Origin of the sequence: Streptomyces sp. NPDC058086, assembly GCF_042885015.1 — a bacterium.
Classification (GTDB): domain Bacteria; phylum Actinomycetota; class Actinomycetes; order Streptomycetales; family Streptomycetaceae; genus Streptomyces.
In genome coordinates this window covers 55,447-74,910 of the sequence record NZ_JBHVST010000004.1, presented here as the reverse complement: position 1 = coordinate 74,910, position 19,464 = coordinate 55,447, and the positions used below count along the sequence as shown (strand labels likewise).

Sequence of the window (19,464 nt, the reverse complement as noted above, 5' to 3'; positions counted from 1 at the left end):
ACCGCAGCGCCATGATCCGACGACAGAGAGAACCGGTGCTGGGGGCCGTGATGACTCGGGCAGGTCGGCGCCGGGCGGACAGCGTCCAACACGGCCTTCAGGGAACGTTCTTCACCGTCTCGGTGAGGTTGTAGGACTTCTTTCCCGTGGCCATGGCCTTGATGTGCACCTTGGTCGGCCGTAGCAGCTTGTTGTCGTTCCGCTCGGCGCCCCGCAGGTTCTGCTTCTTGTACTCCGGTGTGACGATGTACACCACCCGCTGTCCCGGAACCTCTACGGCCCTTCGCACCGCGTTTTCGTGTCCGCGCATCTCCGGGGTGTTCGCCCGCGCGTACAAGGTGACGAAGTTTTCTTTTTTGTTGTTGGCCCCACCCAGTTGGGCGCCGAGCAGATGCGAGCGGTGGAATCCCTTCTCGCTCTCCCAGCCGGCGGGGTCGACCGAGGGCCTGGTCGTGCCGCCGATCGAATCCGCGGTCAGCGTCGCGGTGATCCCGGTGGCGCGGTCGGCGCTGTCCAGTGCTCCGTATCGGGGCGTGCCCGGAGGAGCCAGGGCCGACAGCTTGGTCAGTTCTTTGGCCGTCGGATTGAGAGTTCCCTCCACACTCCATACGCCGTCGTCCTCGACCGGCTTGAGGGACTTGAGCCGGTACCGCAGCTGGATGGCGAGCAGGGCGGCCTTGAGGATCTTTCCGTCGAAGCGGGTTCCCTTCAGTCTGTTGAGTGTGGTGACGCCGAGTCTGACCGCGGCCTTGACGTCTCGCTCCTTGTCCGCCGCCGACCGCCGGTCCGTTTTGTCGATCAGCTTCCCCAGGGCCTTCCTTCCGCCCGCCATCAGTTTCCTGCCGTACGCGGCGGCCTTGGTGATGATCTTTGAGATGAAGCCGCGGACGGGGGTGCCGACCTTCTCCAGAACGTTCTTGATCTTCGCGGGGATCGCGCCGAGTTTCAGGACGCGGGCGAGGAGGTCGATGGCGAGGGGGAGAGTGCGGGCGAGGGAGGACTCGATCTTGGTGGCGACCTTTTGGGAGACGCCGGCGCAGATCTCCTCCAGCGTGTCGAGGATCGAGTTGACGAACTCCGCGAGGGCGCGGGCCTTTTCCACCAGGAAGGTGAGGAAGTCGTAGACGGCCATGACCGCCTTGACCAGGGCGCCGGCCGGGGTGATCAGGGACAGCAGCCAGGTGATGCCCGCCTTGAGGACGGTCTCCACGACAAAGCCCTTGATCATCTCGAAGGCCTGCTGCTTGAGGTCGCCGATCTTCTCCTTGATCTCCTCCCACAGGCCGCCGACACCCTTGTCCTTGATCACCCCGATGACCCTGATCGCGCCGATCACCGTGTTCAGCACCGGCTCGGGCATGTGCTTGAGCAGCTCGGAACGGATGAACGCCCAACTGATCCCGAACAGCGACAGCACCGTCTTCACGATGCCGCGCAGATCCCACTGCTCCGGCAGCTCCACCCCGGCCGCGGCCAGATTGCCGAACAGCCAGTCCTTCAGGGCGGCCTTGAGGTGGGTGACGATGTTCGACAGGAACCCGGTCAGCCCGGCCTTGACCGAGGCGCCGAGGTTGGAGAGGAAACGGATGGGATTCCGTACGATCCGATCGGCCACTCCGGCCGCCCGTCTCACCACCCCGACCAACAGGTTCTTCAGGTCGATCAGGATCTTGACCGCGCCCACCACGGCGTCGCGGGCCCGGTCCCACAGGTTCCTGTTGCCCTGCTTCACCTCGGCGAGCGCCGCGTTCGTCGCCTCCTGCGCCTGCGCGTAGGACTCGGCGAGCAGGTCGACGACCGCGTCCGCCTTCTCGTCGACGGACGCCTCCAACGCGTCGAACCGGGCGGCGAATCCGGCGGCCGCCTGCTCCCCGAACCCGCGCAGCGCGGGCTCCAGACCCGCGACACGGTCGGCCATCCGACGGCGGCCGTCCGCCGCCTTCCGCCGGGCCTCGTCGACCCGCTTCTCCACGACGGTGGCGATCTCGTCGACCACGCCCCGGATCTCGGCGGTGTAGACGGCCGCGTGCTTCTCGTAGTCGGGAGCACCGGTGAAGAAGTCCCACCAGCTCTTCCTGCACGCGGCGAGGAACCGGTTGCGGGCCTGCCCCGCCCGCTCGTCGAAGAGCGTGCGGACGATGTCGTCCAGGCCGGCGAGCGCGGCCTCGACGGCGTGTTTCGTCTCCTCGTAGATCGCGGTCAGTTCGGCCGTGACCTCGGCGCGGCGTGCCTCCGTACGCGCCTTGGCCGCCTGTTTGCCGCCGCCCACCGACTTGCCCGCCGCGACCCGCAGTCCCGTCATGGCGGCCATCGCCGTACCGCCCGCGGCGGCCGCCCGCCGCTCGGCCGCGGCCCGCTGTGCCGCCTCCTGGGCGCGGAAGGAACCCGGCGCGGCGGCGGAGTCCTCCTCCGCGGCCTTCTTCGACCGCAAGGCGGTCGAGAACGCAGGCTCGTTGGCGTCCGCCAGGGTCTCGTCGGTGAGCCCCGCCTTGTCCATCGCGTCCGTCGTACCGCTCGCATGCGCGGAGACGTCCACCGCGGTGGTCGGTAGCTGTGCCGGTACGGCGTCCGCAGCGCGGGGCGGGGCGGGTACAGGCGGCGGCCGGTCGGGTGTCAGCGCCACCGCGGGACGTTCGGGTACGCGCGCGGGGTCGGGCGGGGTCGCCGCGGTCGCCCGTACCTCACCGGACGAGGCCTGCGCGGCGGCGTGCGCCTCACCGGAGAGCTGCGGGGTGAGCGTGTCCGCACGGGCCGGGTCCGCGAACTCCTCGGCCTTTTCGGGGGTGGTGGGCTGCTGGTCCTTGATGCGCTTCTCGAACTTCGCGATGAACTCGGCCCGGGCGAAGGGCTTCGCCTGCGCCGAGGCGATCGCCGCCGCCTGCTCCTGCCCGGCGAGCGCGGCCCGCTCGCCCGGAGGCGCCACCGCCGCGCGCCGGGCCGCCGCGGCCTCGGCGACGGGTTCGGGGTGTCGCGTCAGGACGCGTTTGGCCGCCGTGACCTGGGCGCCGATCCGGCGCAGCCCCGGGACGGCGGCCTTCTTGTCGGCGGCGGCCCGTCCGGAGGCCTCGCCCTGGCCGTGCCCGGCCGACGCCCGGGCGCCGCGGGCGGCGAGCGCCGCGGTGGCGGCGTTGCCGACGCCGGGGTGCCTCGGGCCCGGGCGCCGGGCGGGCGCGAGCGGGTGCGGCGCGGAGGCTGAGGATGCGTCTGCTTGCGCCGGGGCGGTGGTTGTCCCAAGGGTCCGGGCCGCCGCCGCTGCGGCAGTGGACCCCGGCCCCCGCGCCGTGGCCGTGGTGGAACCGGAGGCCCGCGTCGCAGCAGCCGTGGGTCCCGGCGCCGGTGCGAACCCGTCCGCCGTACGTGTCCCATCCGCCCTACCCGCCCTACCCGCCGTACGTGCCGCACGCGTCGCAGCCGTCGTCGGCGCAGGGCGCTTCCGCAGGGACTTGAGTTTGCCGGGGGACGGGCGGGTCGGCTCGGTCCCCGTCCCCGTGCCCGTGCCGGTTACGGGCGGAGGGGGCGTCGGCGCGCCGGGCGTGGGGGTGTTCACGGTCGGCCATGCGGGTCGTCACGGTCGGCTGTGTCGGGGCCCTGTACCGGCTCCGGGCCGAGTGCCCGTTCCAGTTCGCCGGAACGCAGCAGCCGCGACTCCTGGCGGAACTGGCGCGCGATCGCCTCGCAGAGGTGCTCGCGGCCGATGACCGCGCTGTCGTTCTCCGCCGCGAGCAGCGCGGCGGAGCGTGCGACGGCCATGACGCCCGCGCCGGTGAGATCGAGCCGGGCGAGTCCCGCCAGGCTCAGCCGCGGGTCCAGCGGGGCGTTCGGGGGGAACGCCATCCGCCACAGCCGGTTCCGCTCCCGTTCGCCGGGCCGGGTGAAGTGCACCACGAACTGGAAGCGGCGGGTGAAGGCCTCGTCCAGATTGCCCTGCAGGTTGGTGGTGAGGACGACCAACGCGGGGCTGCGCTCCAGGCGTTGCAGCAGATAGCCGACCTCGAGGTTGGCATAGCGGTCGGTGCCGCGGCTGACCGTGCCCCGTTTGCCGAAGACGGCGTCGGCCTCGTCGAAGAGCAGCAGCGCGCCCGTGGCCTCCGCATGCCCGAAGGCCTCGTCGAGGTTCTTCTCGGTCTCGCCGACCCACTTGGAGACGGTCTGCGCGAGGTCGACCCGGAGCAGGTCCACGCCGAGCGCACCGGCGAGCACCTCCGCGGCGAGGCTCTTGCCCGTGCCGGGTTCGCCGGTGAACAGGGCCTTGAGTCCGGCCCCGGCGTGCTGCCCGCCGAAGCCCCACTCCTCGGAGACCTTGGGCCAGGCACGGAACGCCGCGGCGAGTTCACCGATCTGCCGTTCCTGCTCCACGGGGAGTACGAGGTCCGAGGGGCCGCGGGTGGGCGTACGGACCTCGGCGAGCCGGGCCGGGGCCGCGGTCAGGACCCGCGGCACGGCCTCGTCCAGTGCCATGCGGCCGGACTCGGCGAGCCCTACGGCCGACCGGAGTTGAGAGGGCGTCAGCCGGAAGCGTGCGGCCAGGTCGTCGAGCAGAGCGGGGTCCGGGTCCGTTGCGGTGGTGGCGGTGTTCCACAGCGTCCGCCGTTCCCGGTAGCCGGGCTCGCCCGCGGACTCCTCCGCGTACCGTCCCGAGGAGAGCAGAGCGAGCGGACGCCACGGCGTCCGGCCGGTCAGCACGACCGGAACGCCCGCCCGGGCCAGCAGGTCGACGGCCGCCGCCGCGGCCCACTGCGCGTCCGGGGCGTGGAAGTCGTCGGTGGGCAGCCACAGCCCGGTACCGAGCACGGCCGCCGCGGCCAACGCCCGTCCCAGGGCGGCCCGTACGTCGTCGGGGTTGCGGCACAGCTCCAGGTCCGGGGTGCGGCGCAGGGCGAGCCCCGCCTGCCGCGCCACGGCGCACGCCGCGTCGTGCCGGCTGCCGGCGGGCAGCCCCCACAGCGCGGCGATGCCCGCCCGGTGGGAGGCGAGGTGGGCGGCCAGCCGTGCCGCGCGGGCGCGGGTCTCCGTGTCGAGCAGCAGGGGCCGCGGCGCGAGCACTCGGCCGGGGTCGTGCGCCAGCAGGCCGGGATCGCCGAGGCCGTGCAGCAGGAACGCGGGCAGTTCGGGGCGCACGTGCAGCGGGCGCAGCAGATCGGCGCCGGAGGGTTCCGGTCCGCCGTACGGGTCCGGGACACCGTCCTGGAGCAGGAGGCCGAAGCGGCGCAGCCGTCCGTACGGGCCCAGCGCGGGCAGTCGTGCGAACCGTTCGGCGGGCGTGGGCGCCAGCACGGTGAGGATCAGCTCGGTGGTGGGACGGCGCTGGTCGAGGTCGTCGACGAGATAGCCGAACAGCGGGGCGTGTTCGGGCGCCAGCGCCGGGGCGAGGCACAGCAGCAGCGCGTCGCACTCGAAGGAGTCGAGCTCCGCCGCGCGGGCCAGCGCGTCCAGCGGCAGCGTGGCCCCCTCGGCGGCGGCCTGGCGGCGCAGTTCGCGCTCCGCCTCCGTCTGGGCGACGGGCTGCTCGGCAGGACCGGACGACACATGGGCGTCGGCGGGATCGGTGAGGTCCAGGAGCAGGATGGCCTGCTGGTCGGTGACGCAGTACGGAGACAGCTCCACCCCGGCGAGCAGCGCGGAACGCTTGGCACGGCGGGCAGCCGCCATCCGCAGCGCGCGGTGGACGGCACCCTGACGCAGGGCCAAGTGGGCTGCCACGGCGGCCGGTTGGGGCCGCTCGGGTCGGTGCGGCATCTCACCCTCCTGTGAAGACGACGGTCCGGCCGCCGAACCACGGCACGTCCGGCACATCGGCGAGCAGCCGGTGCCGGTAGAGGTCGGCATGACGCGCGCCCAGCGGCAGCCGTATCTCGACCGTGCTGTCGTGGAACATCACGCGCGCCCCCAGGTCGGCGAAGCGGTCGAGGGCGTCGACGGGATCGGGGGCCTCCCGCTGCGACCAGAGCGTCCAGGCGAGGTCGGCCAGTGCGACCCCGACGGCCAGCGTCGTCGAGCGTTCGACCGCCGGGGCCTGGCCGGTGCGGACCGCCGGGCGCAGCTCGACCAGCGCCTCCACGAGACGGGCGGCGCGGGACGCCTCGTACGTCAGTCGCCGTGCCGCCCCGACCAGCGCGTCGTCGGGCGCGGAACGGGACGCCAGCCGCGCCCCGGTGTTGGTCCAGCAGCGGCGCGGACCGGGCACCCGGCTGAGCCGCTCACCGCGCGCGGGCGGCAGATCGGTCACGAAGCCGATGCCCAGGACGTCCAGAGCGTGTGTCAGCCCCGTGGCCCCGGAGCCGACGGAGCCGACGGAGGCGACGGACCTGGCGGGCAGGAGGACCAGGGGTCGGTCGGCCAGTTCCCAGGGCCGGAGCAGTTCCGCGGGTCGCGCGGCCTCCCACACCGGGTACAGGCCGTCGAGGTCCAGCAGGAGGAGCCGGTCCGCAGCCAGAGCGTGCAGCAGCAACGGGCTGGTGGCGGTGTGCCCTTGGGCGGCTTGCAGCCCGAGCCGGGCGTCGAGCAGGGGCAGCAGCGGGCCCAGCCGGCGTTCCAGATCCGGTGGGGAGGTGTCGGGCGTGCCCTGGGCGGTCGTCGTCGCCCCGGCGAAGACGGCGACCGCGTGCGCGTCCCGTGGTGCGCGCAGCCAGCCGTGCACGGGCGGCGGCAGCACCTTGTGCGCGAGGCAGGCGGCGAAGGCCGCGCCGTCGGCGTCCCGCGCGCCCCCGCCGGTGAGGACGGCCGTCAGCGCCTGCAGATAGCCGCGGTCGTGAAGCGGCGGGAGCAGCAGGAAGGGGAGTGCGCGGTCGATGTCGGTGATCGTGCCGGACGCGGGGCCGCAACGGCGCTCCTCCCGCGAGCGGCCGGGGACCGGTGCGGGGCGCGCGGGCGGTGTGCCGGCGGCGCCCGGGGCGGGCTCGGGGCCGGTGGGGGTGACGGTGCGCGGGGTGTCCCGCCCGGCGGACGGCAGGGATCGCAGGGCCGCCAGGAGGGCGGTGGTGAGGGCGTCCGGGTCGGGTGGCGCGGGGCTTGCGACCGCTCCGGGGGCGTCCACGGCGCCGCCGGGGGCCGGAGTAGGCGGAGCCGTCGGCAGGGGGCCGGGCACGGACGTCGTACGGCGTCCCGCCGTGTCGAGGGCGCTCAGCAGCAGCCGCAGCGCCTCCCCTCCGAGCCGGGCCAGTACGGTGTCCAGCGCCCCGCAGGCGGACGCCTCGTGGAGGAGGCCGACCAGCACCCGGTCACGGTCGAAGGGCGGCGCGGACACCGGCCGACCCGGGCCCCGCACGACCTCCGATCCCACGGTGCCGTGGGCCTCGGCGCTGCGCTCGGCACCGGTCGGCGATCCCGTGGCACGGAGGTGGGCGGGGGCACCTGGCGGCACCGATCCCGCGTGGCCGTGATGGAGGGGCACCGCCGCGCCGGGGCCGGACGACGCGGACACGTCGCCCAGGGCCTTCGCGCCCGTGGCCGCGGCCGAGAGTGCGCCGAGCGAGGCGTGGGCCCTGATGTGCACGGGGACGGTGACCTCCAAGTCCTGCGGTACGGGGCCGGACTGCGAGGCGGCACCTGCGGCGGTGATCGGCAGGCCGGTGCGGTGGAGTGCGCCGGCGAGGTGGGTCCGCAGCACGCGGGGGAGCAACGCGACCGCGCCCCGGGCCAGTTCGGAGGGGTCGGGGCCCCAGCTCCAGCCGTCGGTCCTGACCACGCGAAGCCGGCAGTCGAGCACGGTGCAGCCGCCGAGCGCGTCGAGGAGACCGTCGCCGTCGTCGGCCGTCGCCTCCGTGGGGAACGTCGTCATGGCCCGTCGCCTCTCCGTCGTCGTGTGATCCGTACGCGGCCTGATCCGTACGTGGCGGGGTGTCAGCCGAGCAGCCCGGTGGGGTACACGCTCACCGGCCGGCCTCGGACGAAGACCAGGGCCTGATCGCTCTGCCCCACGGCGCCGTCGCCCAGGACGACCGTCCCGGTCCCGTCGAGATGGGCCGTGAGGGTGATGCGGGCGGCGGTGCCCGTGTCCCACTGGGCCGGCGGATGGACCAGGAGGAGGACGGGGGCGTTCGCGTCGTCCGGCGAGGTGATCCGCAGCGACCCGGCGTCGTGGTCGACGGTCGGGATGTCACCGGAGACCTCCACGAGCCGCGCTGCCGCCGGGGCGGCGGCCTGCGGGTCGCCGGTGTCCACGTACCAGTCCCAGGGCGTGGTGAGCAGCCCGGGCGGCGCGCCGAGTTCCTCGGCCGTCAGGAGGTCGGCCGGGACCAGGACCAGCCCGGTGGCGCCCGGAACGGCCAGCGGGAGCGCACCGCCCGTCAACTGTCCGGCGACGGGCGGGAAAGACGCGCCGGTCCGGGTCAGGGCGGCGACCACATGGCCGGTGTGCTTCAGACGGACGACCGCGACGGTCGGCTCCCTCGTCGGTCCGGTTGTCTGCCCGGCCCCCGGGGCCGGTACCGCGATCGTCATGACTGACTCGCTCTCGTCAATGTCGTACGGACGGGTGGGGACGGACGTAGGTGAGGTGAGGGCTCGGGCGGATCAGGTGGCGGCGTGGGCGGCGGGTCGCGTGGCCAGGACGACGTAGTCGGCGGTGCCCGGCAGGACGGAGAACAGGCCGAGCGTCCGCGCGGTGCCGAGCCCCGTGTACCAGGCGATCAGACAGCTCAGCCGGCGCTCGGAGTCCACCTCGCAGCGCAGCACCACGGGCAGAGCGCCGAAACCGGACCCGTCGGAGCCGCCCTCGGCGGGAGCACCGTACGTCTGGAGGCGTGGCGTCATGTGGACGTGCAGGACGATCTCGCCCGACTCCACCTGATCCGCCGTCACCGGCGGGGGCAGCGGCAGGATCACACCGTGGGTCGCCGTGCCGGACTGGACGAGGACGCTGCCGCTGACCAGCGGACTGTCCACGGCGCCGCCGACGGTCAGCCCGCCGGAGACCCGCACATCGCCCAGGATCCGGGTGCTGCCGTCGCCGAGGACGCGCAGCGCCGGGGCGAGCGCGCCGGCCGCGTTGAACCGGCCGATGTCCAGACTGCCGTCCGCGCCGCCGATCCGGACCCCCACCTTTCCGGCCACCGGGCGGGGTTCGGCCGCCAGTTCCAGCGTGCCGCCGCGCGCGGACACCCGGTCGGCGAGGACGCCCGCGTACCGGCGGCCGACCCCGTTCGCCCGGGGCAGCACCCCGGTGAACCCGCCGTCCTCGCCGTCGGTGGCCCAGGTGACGAAGGAGAGCAGCACCCGTCCCCGGTCGCCGCCGCCGAGCCGGTCGGGGCCCGCGTCGGGTGCGGGCGGCCGCTGTTCGCCGAGGTCGAGTTCGTCGCCGGGGGCACCGACCACCAGAAGGAAGCCCTCCGTGGTGCGCGCGGCGGCGCCGTTCGCCGAGCAGGCACCGGAGGACACCGAGGTGCCACCGGCGGCGGGCTCGTCGCTCCACATGAGCATGAGCGGGCGGGGGGCGGTGTTGCCGGGGTCGACGATCGTGAACCCCTGGCCGGGCGTGGAGAGTTCGACCGGGGCCGGTACCACGATCTCGCGGCCGGACGGGTCGACGAGGGTGCCGCTGCCGACCACGACCGTCTTGTAGACGTCCGATCCGGCCCGCGCGCGGACCGTCACCTCCAGACCCGAGGCGATCCCCCAGGTGTGCAGGTGCCGGTGGTGGCGCGCGGCGGCATCGCGGTCGTACCGCACCACGGCCGACAGGTCGTCGGCGGCCAGGATCTGGCCCTCGTGGAATTCCGGGCGCAGAGGTGCCGGCATGGTCTGCTCCTTTCACGTCTCGGTGGGCGGCTTACGTCCCGGTGGGCTGCTCACGTCTCAGTGGGCGGCTCACGTCTCGTCTCAGTGGGCGGCTCACGTCTCGGTGGCCGGCCGCGGCAGGCAGCCGGTGAGATCGAGCAGGTCCAGCAGGAACACCAGCAGATCCGCCGTGGTGACCTCGGTTGCGAGAAGCCGGGCGAGCCCGCTCCGCCACCGCTGTTCCACCGGATCGGGCAGATGGGCCTCACGCCGTCCGGCCGGTACGGCCCGTACGACATCGCAGCCGTCCAGCGTCACCTCGGCGATCAGCACCTCAGGGACGCAGCCGCTCGGGCAGGGCACGACCACGAGCGAGCGGACGGCCGAGCGCAGATACGCCTCGAAGGCGCGCCAGGCGTACACCTTGCGCAGTCGGTTGTGCTGAACGTCGTTGCCGGGCGGTTTGGCGGGTACGTCGCACAGCAGCGCCAGCGGAGCGCGGTCGCACAGGTCGCCGTTGACGTCGAGACGGGCCGTGAGCCAGTCGGTGAGGTCGTCCGCCGAGGGCCGCGTCCTGTCGCTCTCGCACGCGGCCAGGAACCCCCGGTCGTCACCGAACCGGCGCCGCAGCAGCGCGCACAACCGGTCCCGCGGCGGCTCGGGGACGCAGCCCACGGAGTAGCGATGGCCCTCGCGCACCCGCGTGGGCACGCATCCGACCGTCGCGCAGCCGTCGCCGGGATCGTAGGGGGCGGCGGGCTCGGCGAACTCCTCCTCGTAGCGCAGGAAGAGGCCGTACGTACGCTCGGGACCCGGCGGGCACGGGTCGGGGCAGCCGCCGCCCGTGGCGCGGAACTCCCGCACCAGCGCCACGACATCGACGTCCTCGGCGCACCGCACCGGGATGTCGTTGCCCGCACCGTCCACCGCGTGGCCCTCCCCGACACGCACCGTGCCGCGGGCGCAGGAGTCGCAGCCGACGGGCAGACCGCACAGGACCGCACCGTGTCCGTCGGCCGAGACGTACCGCAGCCGGTTGTGGGCGCGGACGCGGCCGGTGGTCCAGGTGGCGAGGCCGCCGAGGTCGTCCTCGGTGAGGAGCTGGCCCGCGAAGAACACCGGGCGGACGGGGCCGCCCGCGCGGAATCCGGTGGTGGGGGCGAGGGCGGCGGGGGCCGTGGGGCTTCCGCCGCATCCGCAGCCGCAGTCGCGTGGTCCGGTGGGGTGGGGTCCGGTGGTGTGGATGCCGGAGCCGGTCATGGCCGCTCCTCCGTGGTCGCGCTGTCGGTGCCGCCGTTCTCGGCGGGGGGTTCCGGCGCCGTACCGGACCGGGTGTCCGCGCCGGTGCCGGGGGAGTGCTCGACCTCGAACTCCCGGTCGTGGTCGGGCTGTTGGTTGTCGATGAAGATCCAGCTCTCGAAGACGCCGGCCGCGCCCGCGGGCGTGCCGGACGTGCGGGGGCCCGAGCCGTCGGGCGGCAGGAGTCCCGACCGATGCGCGGGTGGGCCGCCCGGCCGCGGCACCAGGCCGCCGGTGTGGGTGCCGTCCACCGGGTCGCCGCAGACGTCCAGGACGAACGGGGTGCGCAACACCAGGTGGATCCGGTCGCCGTCGTTGAGGTACTCGCGGTCCGTCTGCCGGATCCTGATCGCCGTCGCGGACTCGCATGTCTCGACGGCCACGGCGCTCTTGTCGGCGTTCCCGCTCTTTCCGCTCTTGTGGGCGGCATCGGTGGCCCCGTCCGGCAACTCCCCCTTGAGGCGGGTCTCCAAGCGCATCACGGTGCCGTGGACGCCCCGGCCGCCGGTGATCTGGAACAGGTCCGCGACGCCCTCCTCGGGCAGCGTCGCGGTGCGCACCGGTCGCGAGAACTCGATCCGCAGGCCCTCCCCGCCGAGCAGGGCGCGTGCCTGCCGGGTCGTGAGCCGGCCGCCGTGCGGCCAGGAGACGCTGGTGACGACGGTCGCCGGACGACGGGCGAGGGGGCGGCGGACCTCGGGGTGGATCTGCTCGGGGGTGAGGGCGCGATCGGGATGGACGTGGTCCACGCGGGCGAGCAGCAGGCCGGGCCCCACGGTCCTGCCGTCACCGCATGCGTGCGCGGTGGACGCGCCCTCGGCGGGTGACACGCAGGGGCAGGGAGGATCGCACGGATCCGGTTGCGGGGGCCGGGTCGTCGCCCGCAATGTGAACCCTTCGCGGATATGGGCGTAGGCGGTGCGCGGGAGGCCCTCGCAGGACTCGGTGTAGACGGCGCGCACGCTGTCGACCGGCTCCTCGCAGTGGTGGATGGTCAGATGGACGGTGACGCCGTCGGCGCCGGAGCGGATGTCCTCAAGGGCCCGGCACCGCTCGTCCTCGTCGAGCAGCCGCCACAGGTCGTGCCGGGGCGGCGCACCGCACGGCACGATCAGTTCGTCGCCGTTCCGGTCGACGGCCACTCCGTCGGTCACCTCGAACCAGGGCGCCGTGCGCCGCGGATCCGGACAGGTGCCGTCGGGCGCCGGCACCGGGCGTGTCCACAGCCCGTGGGCCACGCCGTAGCCGTGCAGGGCCAGGTTGTGCAGGCGCAGCCGGGCGAGGAACTGCTCCTGCTCCTGCCGGAGGTCCTGGGCGGACAGCAACTGGCCGTGGAAGTACGTCAGCCGCCGCCGGCCGGTCGGTGGGGCGCCGTCACGCCCGGTCGGAGGAGCCGTCATGAGGTCCTTCCCTTCTTCTCGTCGGGGTGTCCGCCGGTCTCCTCGTCGGATAGGCCGCCGGTCTTCTCGTCGGGGTGTCGCCCGGCGTGCGGGCCGGTGTGTCCCCGGGCGTACGCGCCGGGGTGTCCGTCCGCGCCGTCCTCGTCCAGGACCACCGTGCGGACGCCCGCACCTGACGTGCCGTCCAGCCGGATGCCGCGCCGCCCCGAACGGTCCGTCCCGAGAACGCTGTCCGCGCCGAGGTGCGCCGCGCCCGCCGGGGAGGCCGCGGGCGCGACCAGGAGGGTGTCCACGCCGACCGCGCTGCGCTCGCCGACGGTGAAGCCGTGCCCGCCGAGAGACACGGTGGCCGTGGTGTGCGCGGGGGCGAGCCGTTCGACCAGTTCCGTGGCGGCCTGGGCGGTGGCGTCGGCGGGCGGCGCGGGACACCGGGCGCCGGAGGCCGGACGCGGCGGAAGGAGCACGCGGAAGCGGAACGCGGTGTCGGTCAGCGGGTCGTCGTCCGGGTCGCCGAGCGAACGCAGTGGCGCGCCGCCCCCGCGGCCGCCGCTCCCGGCCAGCCGTGAGCCGAGGACCACGGGCCCGCCGAGCCGCACCCGCGACGCCGACCGACCGAACAGCCGTACCTCGCCCAGCCGGGTGTCGCGGCCCACCGCGCCCCAGGGCGCGCCCGCCGGTTCCAGGATCGCCGGGCGCACCCCGAGCACGATCTCCAGCGCGAGGGCGAGCCCGCAGGGTGTGCCGCGCCGCCTGCGCAACTCGGGTGCCGCGGCGATGAGTCGGCGCAGCACGGCGGGCGGGAGCTGCGCGTTACCCGGGTCGGGTGCGCCGGGGCGCGCGCCGCTCCCCGCGCCGCCGCCCGAGCTCGCGCCCGGTGCCGGATCGGGATCGGGGCCCAGGTCGAGGCCGAGCAGGCCCGCGATCCACGGCAGTACGCCGTCGGGCACCCCGGCCGGGTCGAGCAGCGCGGGCGCGCGTTCCGTGGCCCGGTCGAGGGTCTCGACGACCGAGTCGAACAGGGCGAGGAACCGCTCGGTGAAGTCGTCGGCGGTCGGGTCCTCGCGGTAGACGGCCGGGAGGAGATCGGCGGAGGTGGTACGGGGCAGGTCCAGGCGCAGTTGACGTACGGCGGGTCCGGGCGCGGTGGCGTCGCCGCGGCCCAGCAGCAGTCGTACGACGAGGAACCGGCCCGGCGGCTGGTCGACCAGGACGTCGTGGGCCCCTCCCGCGACCGACTGCCAGTCCTCGGGCCCCGGCACGCCCGCGGGATCGTCCCCGGTGGTGGCCAGTTGGACGACCAGCGCGCTGCCCGGGGGGACGTCGGCGTCGATCCGGATCCGGTGCCAGCGGCATCGGGAGATCCCGCTGTCGAGCGGGACGGTGACCAGGGCCGCCTCGGTCACGCCGGGTGGCAGCGCCAGCGCGTCGCCGTCCTGTACGGGTGCGGGCAGCGGAGCCGCTGCGCCCTCGGCCGGACGCCAGCCGGAGGCGGCGTCCAGCAGCAGATGGGCGGGCGCGTCGGTGCGGATGTCCACGGTCACCCCCCTTTCCGGTCGGTGGCGGGGGCGACGACGGAGGCCGTCACCCGTCCGGCACGCACCAGCGCGTGCGGCGGCAGCGGTGTGTCGGCGCACGACGGGACCGGCCGCCCGTCCACCGTGAGCGTCAGCAGCGGCACCGCCGTCACCGCGTCGTCGGTGAGGAGCCGGTGCAGCAACTCGGTGTGGACGAGGGGAGCGCCGAAGGGCCGGCCGTCGCCCCCGGCGCCCCCGTCGAGGGGATGGAGGAAGCGGCGCAGTCCGTCCTCGGCCCGGCGTACGGCCGCGGCCGGGTCGGCGCCCGGCGCGAGCGCCAGCACGATCCGGGCGTCGACCTGGACGTAACGGGGCGCGGCGGCCACGACGGTGATGCCGGTCGGGGCGAGGGTGCGGGTCAGATGGTCCGCGACGGCTTCGAGGTCCCCGGCCGTGGGCAGCGGCGCCCCGGCGGTGGCGGGGTCCTCGTCCGGCGGCACCAGATAGACGCCGACGATGCCGGGCAGCCGTGCGCCGGGATGGTCCGGGTGATGTCCCGGTACGGCGTGGGCGCGGGCGACCCGGGCACCCGGGGCGCGTAGTGCCAGCAGGGCGTGGTCGGCCGGGGTGACGGCCCGTCCGGCGGTGCGGATCTCGGCGGCGCCGCGCCGGACGGTCGCGTCGAACCGCTCGGGGTCCGTACCGCCGGTACCGGGCAGCGGGTTGGTCACCGAGGCCACTCCGGGTACGGCGGTACGCAGCACGGTGGCCGTCTGCGCCGCGACGGCACCCTGTCTGCCGCCTCCGGTGCGGTAGCCAACGGCCCTTACGTTTCCCGCTCCCGGTGGCAGCGCGACGCCGTGCACGCCGTCGCCGAAGGTGAGCACGCCGCTCTCGGCGTCGAGCGCGAACACCCGGTCGCCGGGGCCCGCGAGCGTCAGATCGGGCACCTCGCGCCACACGGGGACCGGACCCCGCGTGCTGTCGGCCGTCACCTCCCCGACCGGGAAGAGCGGGGCGGCGGGGTCGTCGGCGACGGTGACGGTCAACGAGCCGGGCACCACGGGCGGCGTCGCCACCCGCAGCCGTACGCCCGCACCGCCGTCCCGCTCCCGGGGATCCACCGGCACGGGGCCGAGCACCTCGTCGCGCACGGTCCGTACGGCCGCGGCGAGCACGGTGTGCGGCAGGACGGCGACGAGCCGTGGCGGCTCGGCGTACGACCCTCCGGTGAGCCGCACCCGCAGCCAGCGGGCCTCGGGCAGCTGGGGCCCGCCGGGCGGCCGCCCCGGCCGCCATCCCGTGGGCAGTCGCAGCTGTACGGTCCCGGTGCCGGCCAGCGCCCCGGTGTGGTCCACCACGACATCGGCCGCCCGGAAGGTGTCGCCGTCCAGGACCGACCAGCGCAGCTGCGGCGGGGGCGCGTCGGGCGGGGCGACGGTACCGCGGGCCGCCGAGGCGGGACCGCCCGGGCGCGGGGCGGCGACGAAGGCGAGCGACAGCCCGCCCTCGACGGCCCCAGGGGCGGTGAACCCCAGCCAGAGCGCCGAACCGGCCGTGCCCCGGGCGCCGAACGGGAGGAATCCGTCGGTGGCCGACCCCTGACCCGGCAGCACCTCGTCCACCGGCCCCGGCAGCGTGCCCGTGGCGGGGCGGCCCACCGCGAGGGAGGTCAGCTCGGCAGGGGACACCCACATGTCGTCCACGGTCTCCAGCACCACTTCGGTGCCGTCCTCGCCGGGAGCGCCGGCCTGGAAGCCCGCGGGCACCTGAACTCCCGTGCCCGCTGCGGCCGTTGCCGTCAGGCGCAGCAGGACCTGGGCGGGCGAGGCGGGCAGCGGGGAGACCCCGGCGATCCGCAGGTGCTCCACGAGCAGCTTGGCGGGCAGCCGGTCGACGCGTTCGGCCACCGCCTCGGCCAGCAGCCCGAACAGCCGCAGCAGCGCCTCGCCCGCGTCGTCAGGACCCGTACCGGTCCACTCGGGGGTGAAATCGCCGGCCCGGGCGCGCAGCGCTGCCACCAGGTCGTCCCGGGTGAGGCCCAGTGGTACCGGGCGCCCGTCCGCGTCGAGCAGCGCCTCCCGCGCGCCGCCGGCGGACAGCGTCCACCACGGCTCGTCCGCCGCGGGGGCGAGCCGGCCGGCGGGGTCGACCGGCACGGGCAGGCCGGGGTCGTGGGCGTTCACGCGTGCACCTCCCGGGGGACGGCACCGGACGGCGGGGTCGTGCACACCAGGACCTCGACCGGGCCCGGAAGTTCGCCGGGGCGCAGCGGCACATCGCCGCAGGACTCGTACGGTCCCTCGTCCAGGGCCACGGCGACGGTCCGCACCGGGGTCCGGTCGCCCGCCGCCTCCAGCGCGCGTTCGGCCGTACGTTGCAGCGCCGAGGGGCGCAGGACCCCACCGAACGGCCAGCCGGTGCCGTCGCCGCCGACGAGCGGGTCGAGGTGGCGGCGCAGCGCCGCGTCGAGCAGGTGCCGACGGGCGGTGTCCGCGGCGAGGGTGACACGGACGCGCACCGGACGGTAGCGCGGGGGCGCGACGAACACCCCGGCGCCCAGCAGCCGCCCCGACTCCAGCCGGGCCCGTACGGCGCTCAGTGTGCCGGGGTCGGGCACCGGCAGCGGCACGGCGTCGGGCGCGGCGCTGTCGCCGGGGGCGCGCGGCACCCGGGGGACGACGAGGGTGGTCACGGCGCCGGGCACGCTGCGCCCGGGGTGCGCCGGGTGGACGCCGACCAGTGCGTGGGCGCGGGCGACGGCGACCCCGGGGGTGGAGAGGGCGAGTTCCTCGTGGTCGGCGGCGGTCACGGCGCGGGTGACGACGCCGAGCGCGGCGGCGGCCCGGCGGCGCGCGGCCGCCGGGGACTCGGGCTCGGCCCCGCCCGTGGACGGCACGAGGGCGCGCGCGGTGCACGGCGCGCCGGGCGGCTCGGTGTCCTCGGGCCCGCCGGTGAACACCCAGTCCCCTGGCGGGGATTGGGACCCGGCCACCGGTCGCGGACCGGCGAACCCGGCCAGCGCGGGGAAGGCCAGCAGAGCCGCCGGTGGCGCGGCGCGTACGGCCGGATCCGCGCCGCCGTTGCCTGACGGACCACCGCCGAGCCGGTACTCCGCCCACAACACCGTCGCCGACCCGGTGCGGCCGACCCGGGGAATCCGTCCGGTCAGACCGTCGCCGAAGCGCAGTGCCCCGAACGCCCGGTCCACGGTGAACACCCGGTCCAGCGGCCCGCTGAACGCCAGATCCGGTACGGCCGCCCAGTCGTGGGCGCGGGCGGTACCGGCGTCGTCCGTCTCCCACAGCGTGAACCGTCCGACGTCGATGAGCCGCCCGGCCGCGTCCTCGGGCAGGGCGACCACCAGCCCCGGAAGCCGCGGCCGGTCGATGAGCCGACTCACCACGACTCCGTCCGGGCCCTCCTCCAGACGGACGCGCCGCGCGTGGTGCGCGGGGACCGTGTTCGGGGACAGGCCCAGCAGCCGTGGTGGTGCGGCGAAGGTCGCGGCGGGTGTGTCCAGCAGCAGTTCGCGTTCGGTGCCGCCCGCCGTGGCCGGGAGAGCCAACCGGACCAGCCCGGACCGGCGCAGCCCACCGGTACCGTCCACCACCGCACCGGCCGGCAGGGCGCGCACGTCCCCGACAGGCCCGTACGACCAATGGAGTCGAGCCGGTGGCGGTACGTCGGGCACGGCCCGCGCGCTCCAGCCCTCGGGGGCCGGACTACCGGCCCACGGTCCCGCCGGTTCCTCCAGGGCGAGCAGCAGTGCGAGCGTTCCGCCGTCCGGGAAGCCGTCACCGGACACGGTCAGGCGCACGCGGACCCGCGCGGGACGGCCGGGGGCGCCCGCCAACGGCACCGGGCGTCCGGCGGCGAGATCGGCCGTCCGGTCCCGTTCGCCGGACGCGTCCCGCACGGACAGCCCAGTCACCCGCACCGGTAGCACGTCCAGGTCCCCGTCCAGATGGAAGTCCGTGCCGCGCCCCGGTTCCCGGCCGAAGGAGGCACCCTCCCGGATCCGCAGCCGGGCGCCGGGCTCCTCCGGAACGACCTGAAGCACCGTCACCGCCGCGCTCGCCGGGGCGGGTCCCGGCACCCCCAGCAGCCGCAGCACCCCGTGCACGACCGCGTCCGGAACCTGGTCGAGCCGGTAGACCTGCTGCTCCAGCAGATACGCCTGCAGGTCCAGCAGGGTCATGCCCGGATCGACGGGGGCGTGCAGGGTCCAGCGGCCCGCGGATTCGGCGGGGATCCGCGAGCGGACCGCGTCCACCAGATCGGCCCAGGACAGATCGTCCAGCCGCAGCGGCGCAAGCGTCATGAGAGGCCACCCCCGCCCGATTCGAACGCGCCCGCGCTCGCCTCGAACGCGCCCGCGCCGCCCACCAGTCCCGCGCCGCCGTCGAGGTAGTAGGGGAAGACCAGCGTCTCGTGCCGGCCCGTCGTCCTGACCCGGTAGTCGACGGACACCGTCACCCGCCACTCCTCGCCCGGCCGCGCCTGCGCCCGTACGTCGTCCACGGCCGCCCGCGGCTCGAAGTCCCGGATGGCGAAGCGCACCGAGTCCTCCAACTCGCGCAGGGTCCGCGCGCTGCCCGGAGCGAAGACCAACTCCGGTGCACGGGTGCCCAGTTCGGGGCGCATCACCCGCTCGCCGAGGCCGGTGCGCACCAGCACCAGCAGACAGTCGCGGACGCTGTCCTCACCGGCCGCGTACGCCAGCCGCCCCGAGGCGTCCGGCAGCAGCGGGAAGCGCCAGCCCCGCCCGAGGAAGGCCTCCGCGCCGCCGGTCACGGGGCCACCCGCACGGTCGTCGACATCGGCGCAGGCGTGGTCGCGGGGATCGCCGGGCCCGTGGCGCCGGGTGTGGCGACGAGGTGGGTGTGCGGGACGAACCACGGCAGGAACCGCTCCCACGAGACCACGTGCTCCGCGGCGCCGGTGCCCAGCTTCACCTGCGGCGCGTCCAGCGTCACCGAGTCACCGGAGACCGTCACCGAACCTCCGCTGACCGTCACCGGACCCGACCCGGCGCTGATCTCCACCGAGCCGTCCGCGGTCACCGTCACCTTGCCGCCGGAGGCGGTGCGCACTACCACCGAGTTGCCCGCGTCGGAGAGTTCGACGCGGTGTCCGGCGGAGGAGGTGAGCCGTACGGCCTGACGGCCCGCACTGTCGTCCAGGGCCAGTTCATGGCCGTGCTTGGTCCGCAGCAGCTTCTCGTCCCGGCCGCCGGTGCGGTGCGTGGGCGGTTTGTCGACGCCGTTGTAGAGGCAGCCGATGACCACGGGGTAGCGCATGTCGCCCTGGTCGAAGGCGACGAGCACCTCGTCGCCCTTCTCCGGTACGAAACTCGCCCCGTACCCGTTGCCCGCGTACGGCTGCGCGACCCGGCACCACTCGCTGATCGTGGCACCGTCGTACCACGGCAGCGTGAGCCGCACCCGGCACTCCTGCTCCGGGTCGTCCTCCACCCGTTCCACGATTCCGGTCGCCACACCGAAGTACTTCTTGTCCACGGTCTGTCCGGGCAT

General features: G+C 75.1%; 12 protein-coding genes. All 12 read right to left on the bottom strand.

Features of this window, described 5'->3' with window-relative positions; all coding sequences use genetic code 11:
* Positions 1-97: 97 nt before the first annotated feature.
* On the bottom strand, positions 98-3,547 hold the full coding sequence (locus ACFVWD_RS04460) for a DNA/RNA non-specific endonuclease (RefSeq protein ID WP_389593910.1): 3,450 nt from the start codon (positions 3,545-3,547) through the stop codon (positions 98-100).
* The gene (locus tag ACFVWD_RS04455; RefSeq protein WP_389593909.1) at positions 3,544-5,736 is read right to left on the bottom strand and encodes an ATP-binding protein; all 2,193 of its coding nucleotides are present in this window, start codon (positions 5,734-5,736) and stop codon (positions 3,544-3,546) included. Before ACFVWD_RS04455 ends, ACFVWD_RS04460 begins: the two co-directional genes overlap by 4 nt.
* Before the next feature lies 1 nt (position 5,737).
* On the bottom strand, positions 5,738-7,777 hold the full coding sequence (locus ACFVWD_RS04450) for a hypothetical protein (RefSeq protein WP_389593908.1): 2,040 nt from the start codon (positions 7,775-7,777) through the stop codon (positions 5,738-5,740).
* Between the two features lie 62 nt (positions 7,778-7,839).
* Entirely contained in the window at positions 7,840-8,439 is a 600-nt protein-coding gene (locus ACFVWD_RS04445) for a hypothetical protein (protein ID WP_389593907.1), read from the bottom strand.
* A gap of 72 nt (positions 8,440-8,511) precedes the next feature.
* Positions 8,512-9,735 (bottom strand): hypothetical protein, encoded by a 1,224-nt coding sequence (locus ACFVWD_RS04440; protein ID WP_389593906.1) that lies wholly within the window; start codon positions 9,733-9,735, stop codon positions 8,512-8,514.
* Between the two features lie 93 nt (positions 9,736-9,828).
* Complete coding sequence (locus tag ACFVWD_RS04435; protein WP_389593905.1) at positions 9,829-10,974, bottom strand: hypothetical protein; 1,146 nt, start codon at positions 10,972-10,974, stop codon at positions 9,829-9,831.
* The gene (locus tag ACFVWD_RS04430; protein ID WP_389593904.1) at positions 10,971-12,413 is read right to left on the bottom strand and encodes a hypothetical protein; all 1,443 of its coding nucleotides are present in this window, start codon (positions 12,411-12,413) and stop codon (positions 10,971-10,973) included. The genes ACFVWD_RS04435 and ACFVWD_RS04430 overlap by 4 nt, the downstream gene beginning before the upstream one ends.
* Positions 12,410-13,948, bottom strand: coding sequence for a hypothetical protein (locus tag ACFVWD_RS04425; protein WP_389593903.1), 1,539 nt, complete (start codon positions 13,946-13,948; stop codon positions 12,410-12,412). The genes ACFVWD_RS04430 and ACFVWD_RS04425 overlap by 4 nt, the downstream gene beginning before the upstream one ends.
* A 2-nt stretch (positions 13,949-13,950) precedes the next feature.
* Positions 13,951-16,113 (bottom strand): putative baseplate assembly protein, encoded by a 2,163-nt coding sequence (locus tag ACFVWD_RS04420; RefSeq protein ID WP_389593902.1) that lies wholly within the window; start codon positions 16,111-16,113, stop codon positions 13,951-13,953.
* A complete protein-coding gene (locus ACFVWD_RS04415; RefSeq protein WP_389593901.1) occupies positions 16,110-18,251 on the bottom strand; it encodes a hypothetical protein in 2,142 nt (713 codons plus the stop codon). Before ACFVWD_RS04415 ends, ACFVWD_RS04420 begins: the two co-directional genes overlap by 4 nt.
* On the bottom strand, positions 18,248-18,724 hold the full coding sequence (locus tag ACFVWD_RS04410) for a GPW/gp25 family protein (protein WP_389593900.1): 477 nt from the start codon (positions 18,722-18,724) through the stop codon (positions 18,248-18,250). Before ACFVWD_RS04410 ends, ACFVWD_RS04415 begins: the two co-directional genes overlap by 4 nt.
* Complete coding sequence (locus tag ACFVWD_RS04405; protein WP_389593899.1) at positions 18,721-19,464, bottom strand: phage baseplate assembly protein V; 744 nt, start codon at positions 19,462-19,464, stop codon at positions 18,721-18,723. The genes ACFVWD_RS04410 and ACFVWD_RS04405 overlap by 4 nt, the downstream gene beginning before the upstream one ends.

Excerpts from the sequence above, each read along its gene's own strand:
- ACFVWD_RS04405 (WP_389593899.1), bottom strand. The coding sequence starts at position 19,464 with ATGCCCGGACAGACCGTGGACAAGAAGTACTTCGGTGTGGCGACCGGA.
- ACFVWD_RS04435 (WP_389593905.1), bottom strand. The coding sequence starts at position 10,974 with ATGACCGGCTCCGGCATCCACACCACCGGACCCCACCCCACCGGACCA.
- ACFVWD_RS04415 (WP_389593901.1), bottom strand. The coding sequence starts at position 18,251 with ATGACGCTTGCGCCGCTGCGGCTGGACGATCTGTCCTGGGCCGATCTG.
- ACFVWD_RS04440 (WP_389593906.1), bottom strand. The coding sequence starts at position 9,735 with ATGCCGGCACCTCTGCGCCCGGAATTCCACGAGGGCCAGATCCTGGCC.
- ACFVWD_RS04445 (WP_389593907.1), bottom strand. The coding sequence starts at position 8,439 with ATGACGATCGCGGTACCGGCCCCGGGGGCCGGGCAGACAACCGGACCG.
- ACFVWD_RS04430 (WP_389593904.1), bottom strand. The coding sequence starts at position 12,413 with ATGACGGCTCCTCCGACCGGGCGTGACGGCGCCCCACCGACCGGCCGG.
- ACFVWD_RS04450 (WP_389593908.1), bottom strand. The coding sequence starts at position 7,777 with ATGACGACGTTCCCCACGGAGGCGACGGCCGACGACGGCGACGGTCTC.
- ACFVWD_RS04455 (WP_389593909.1), bottom strand. The coding sequence starts at position 5,736 with ATGCCGCACCGACCCGAGCGGCCCCAACCGGCCGCCGTGGCAGCCCAC.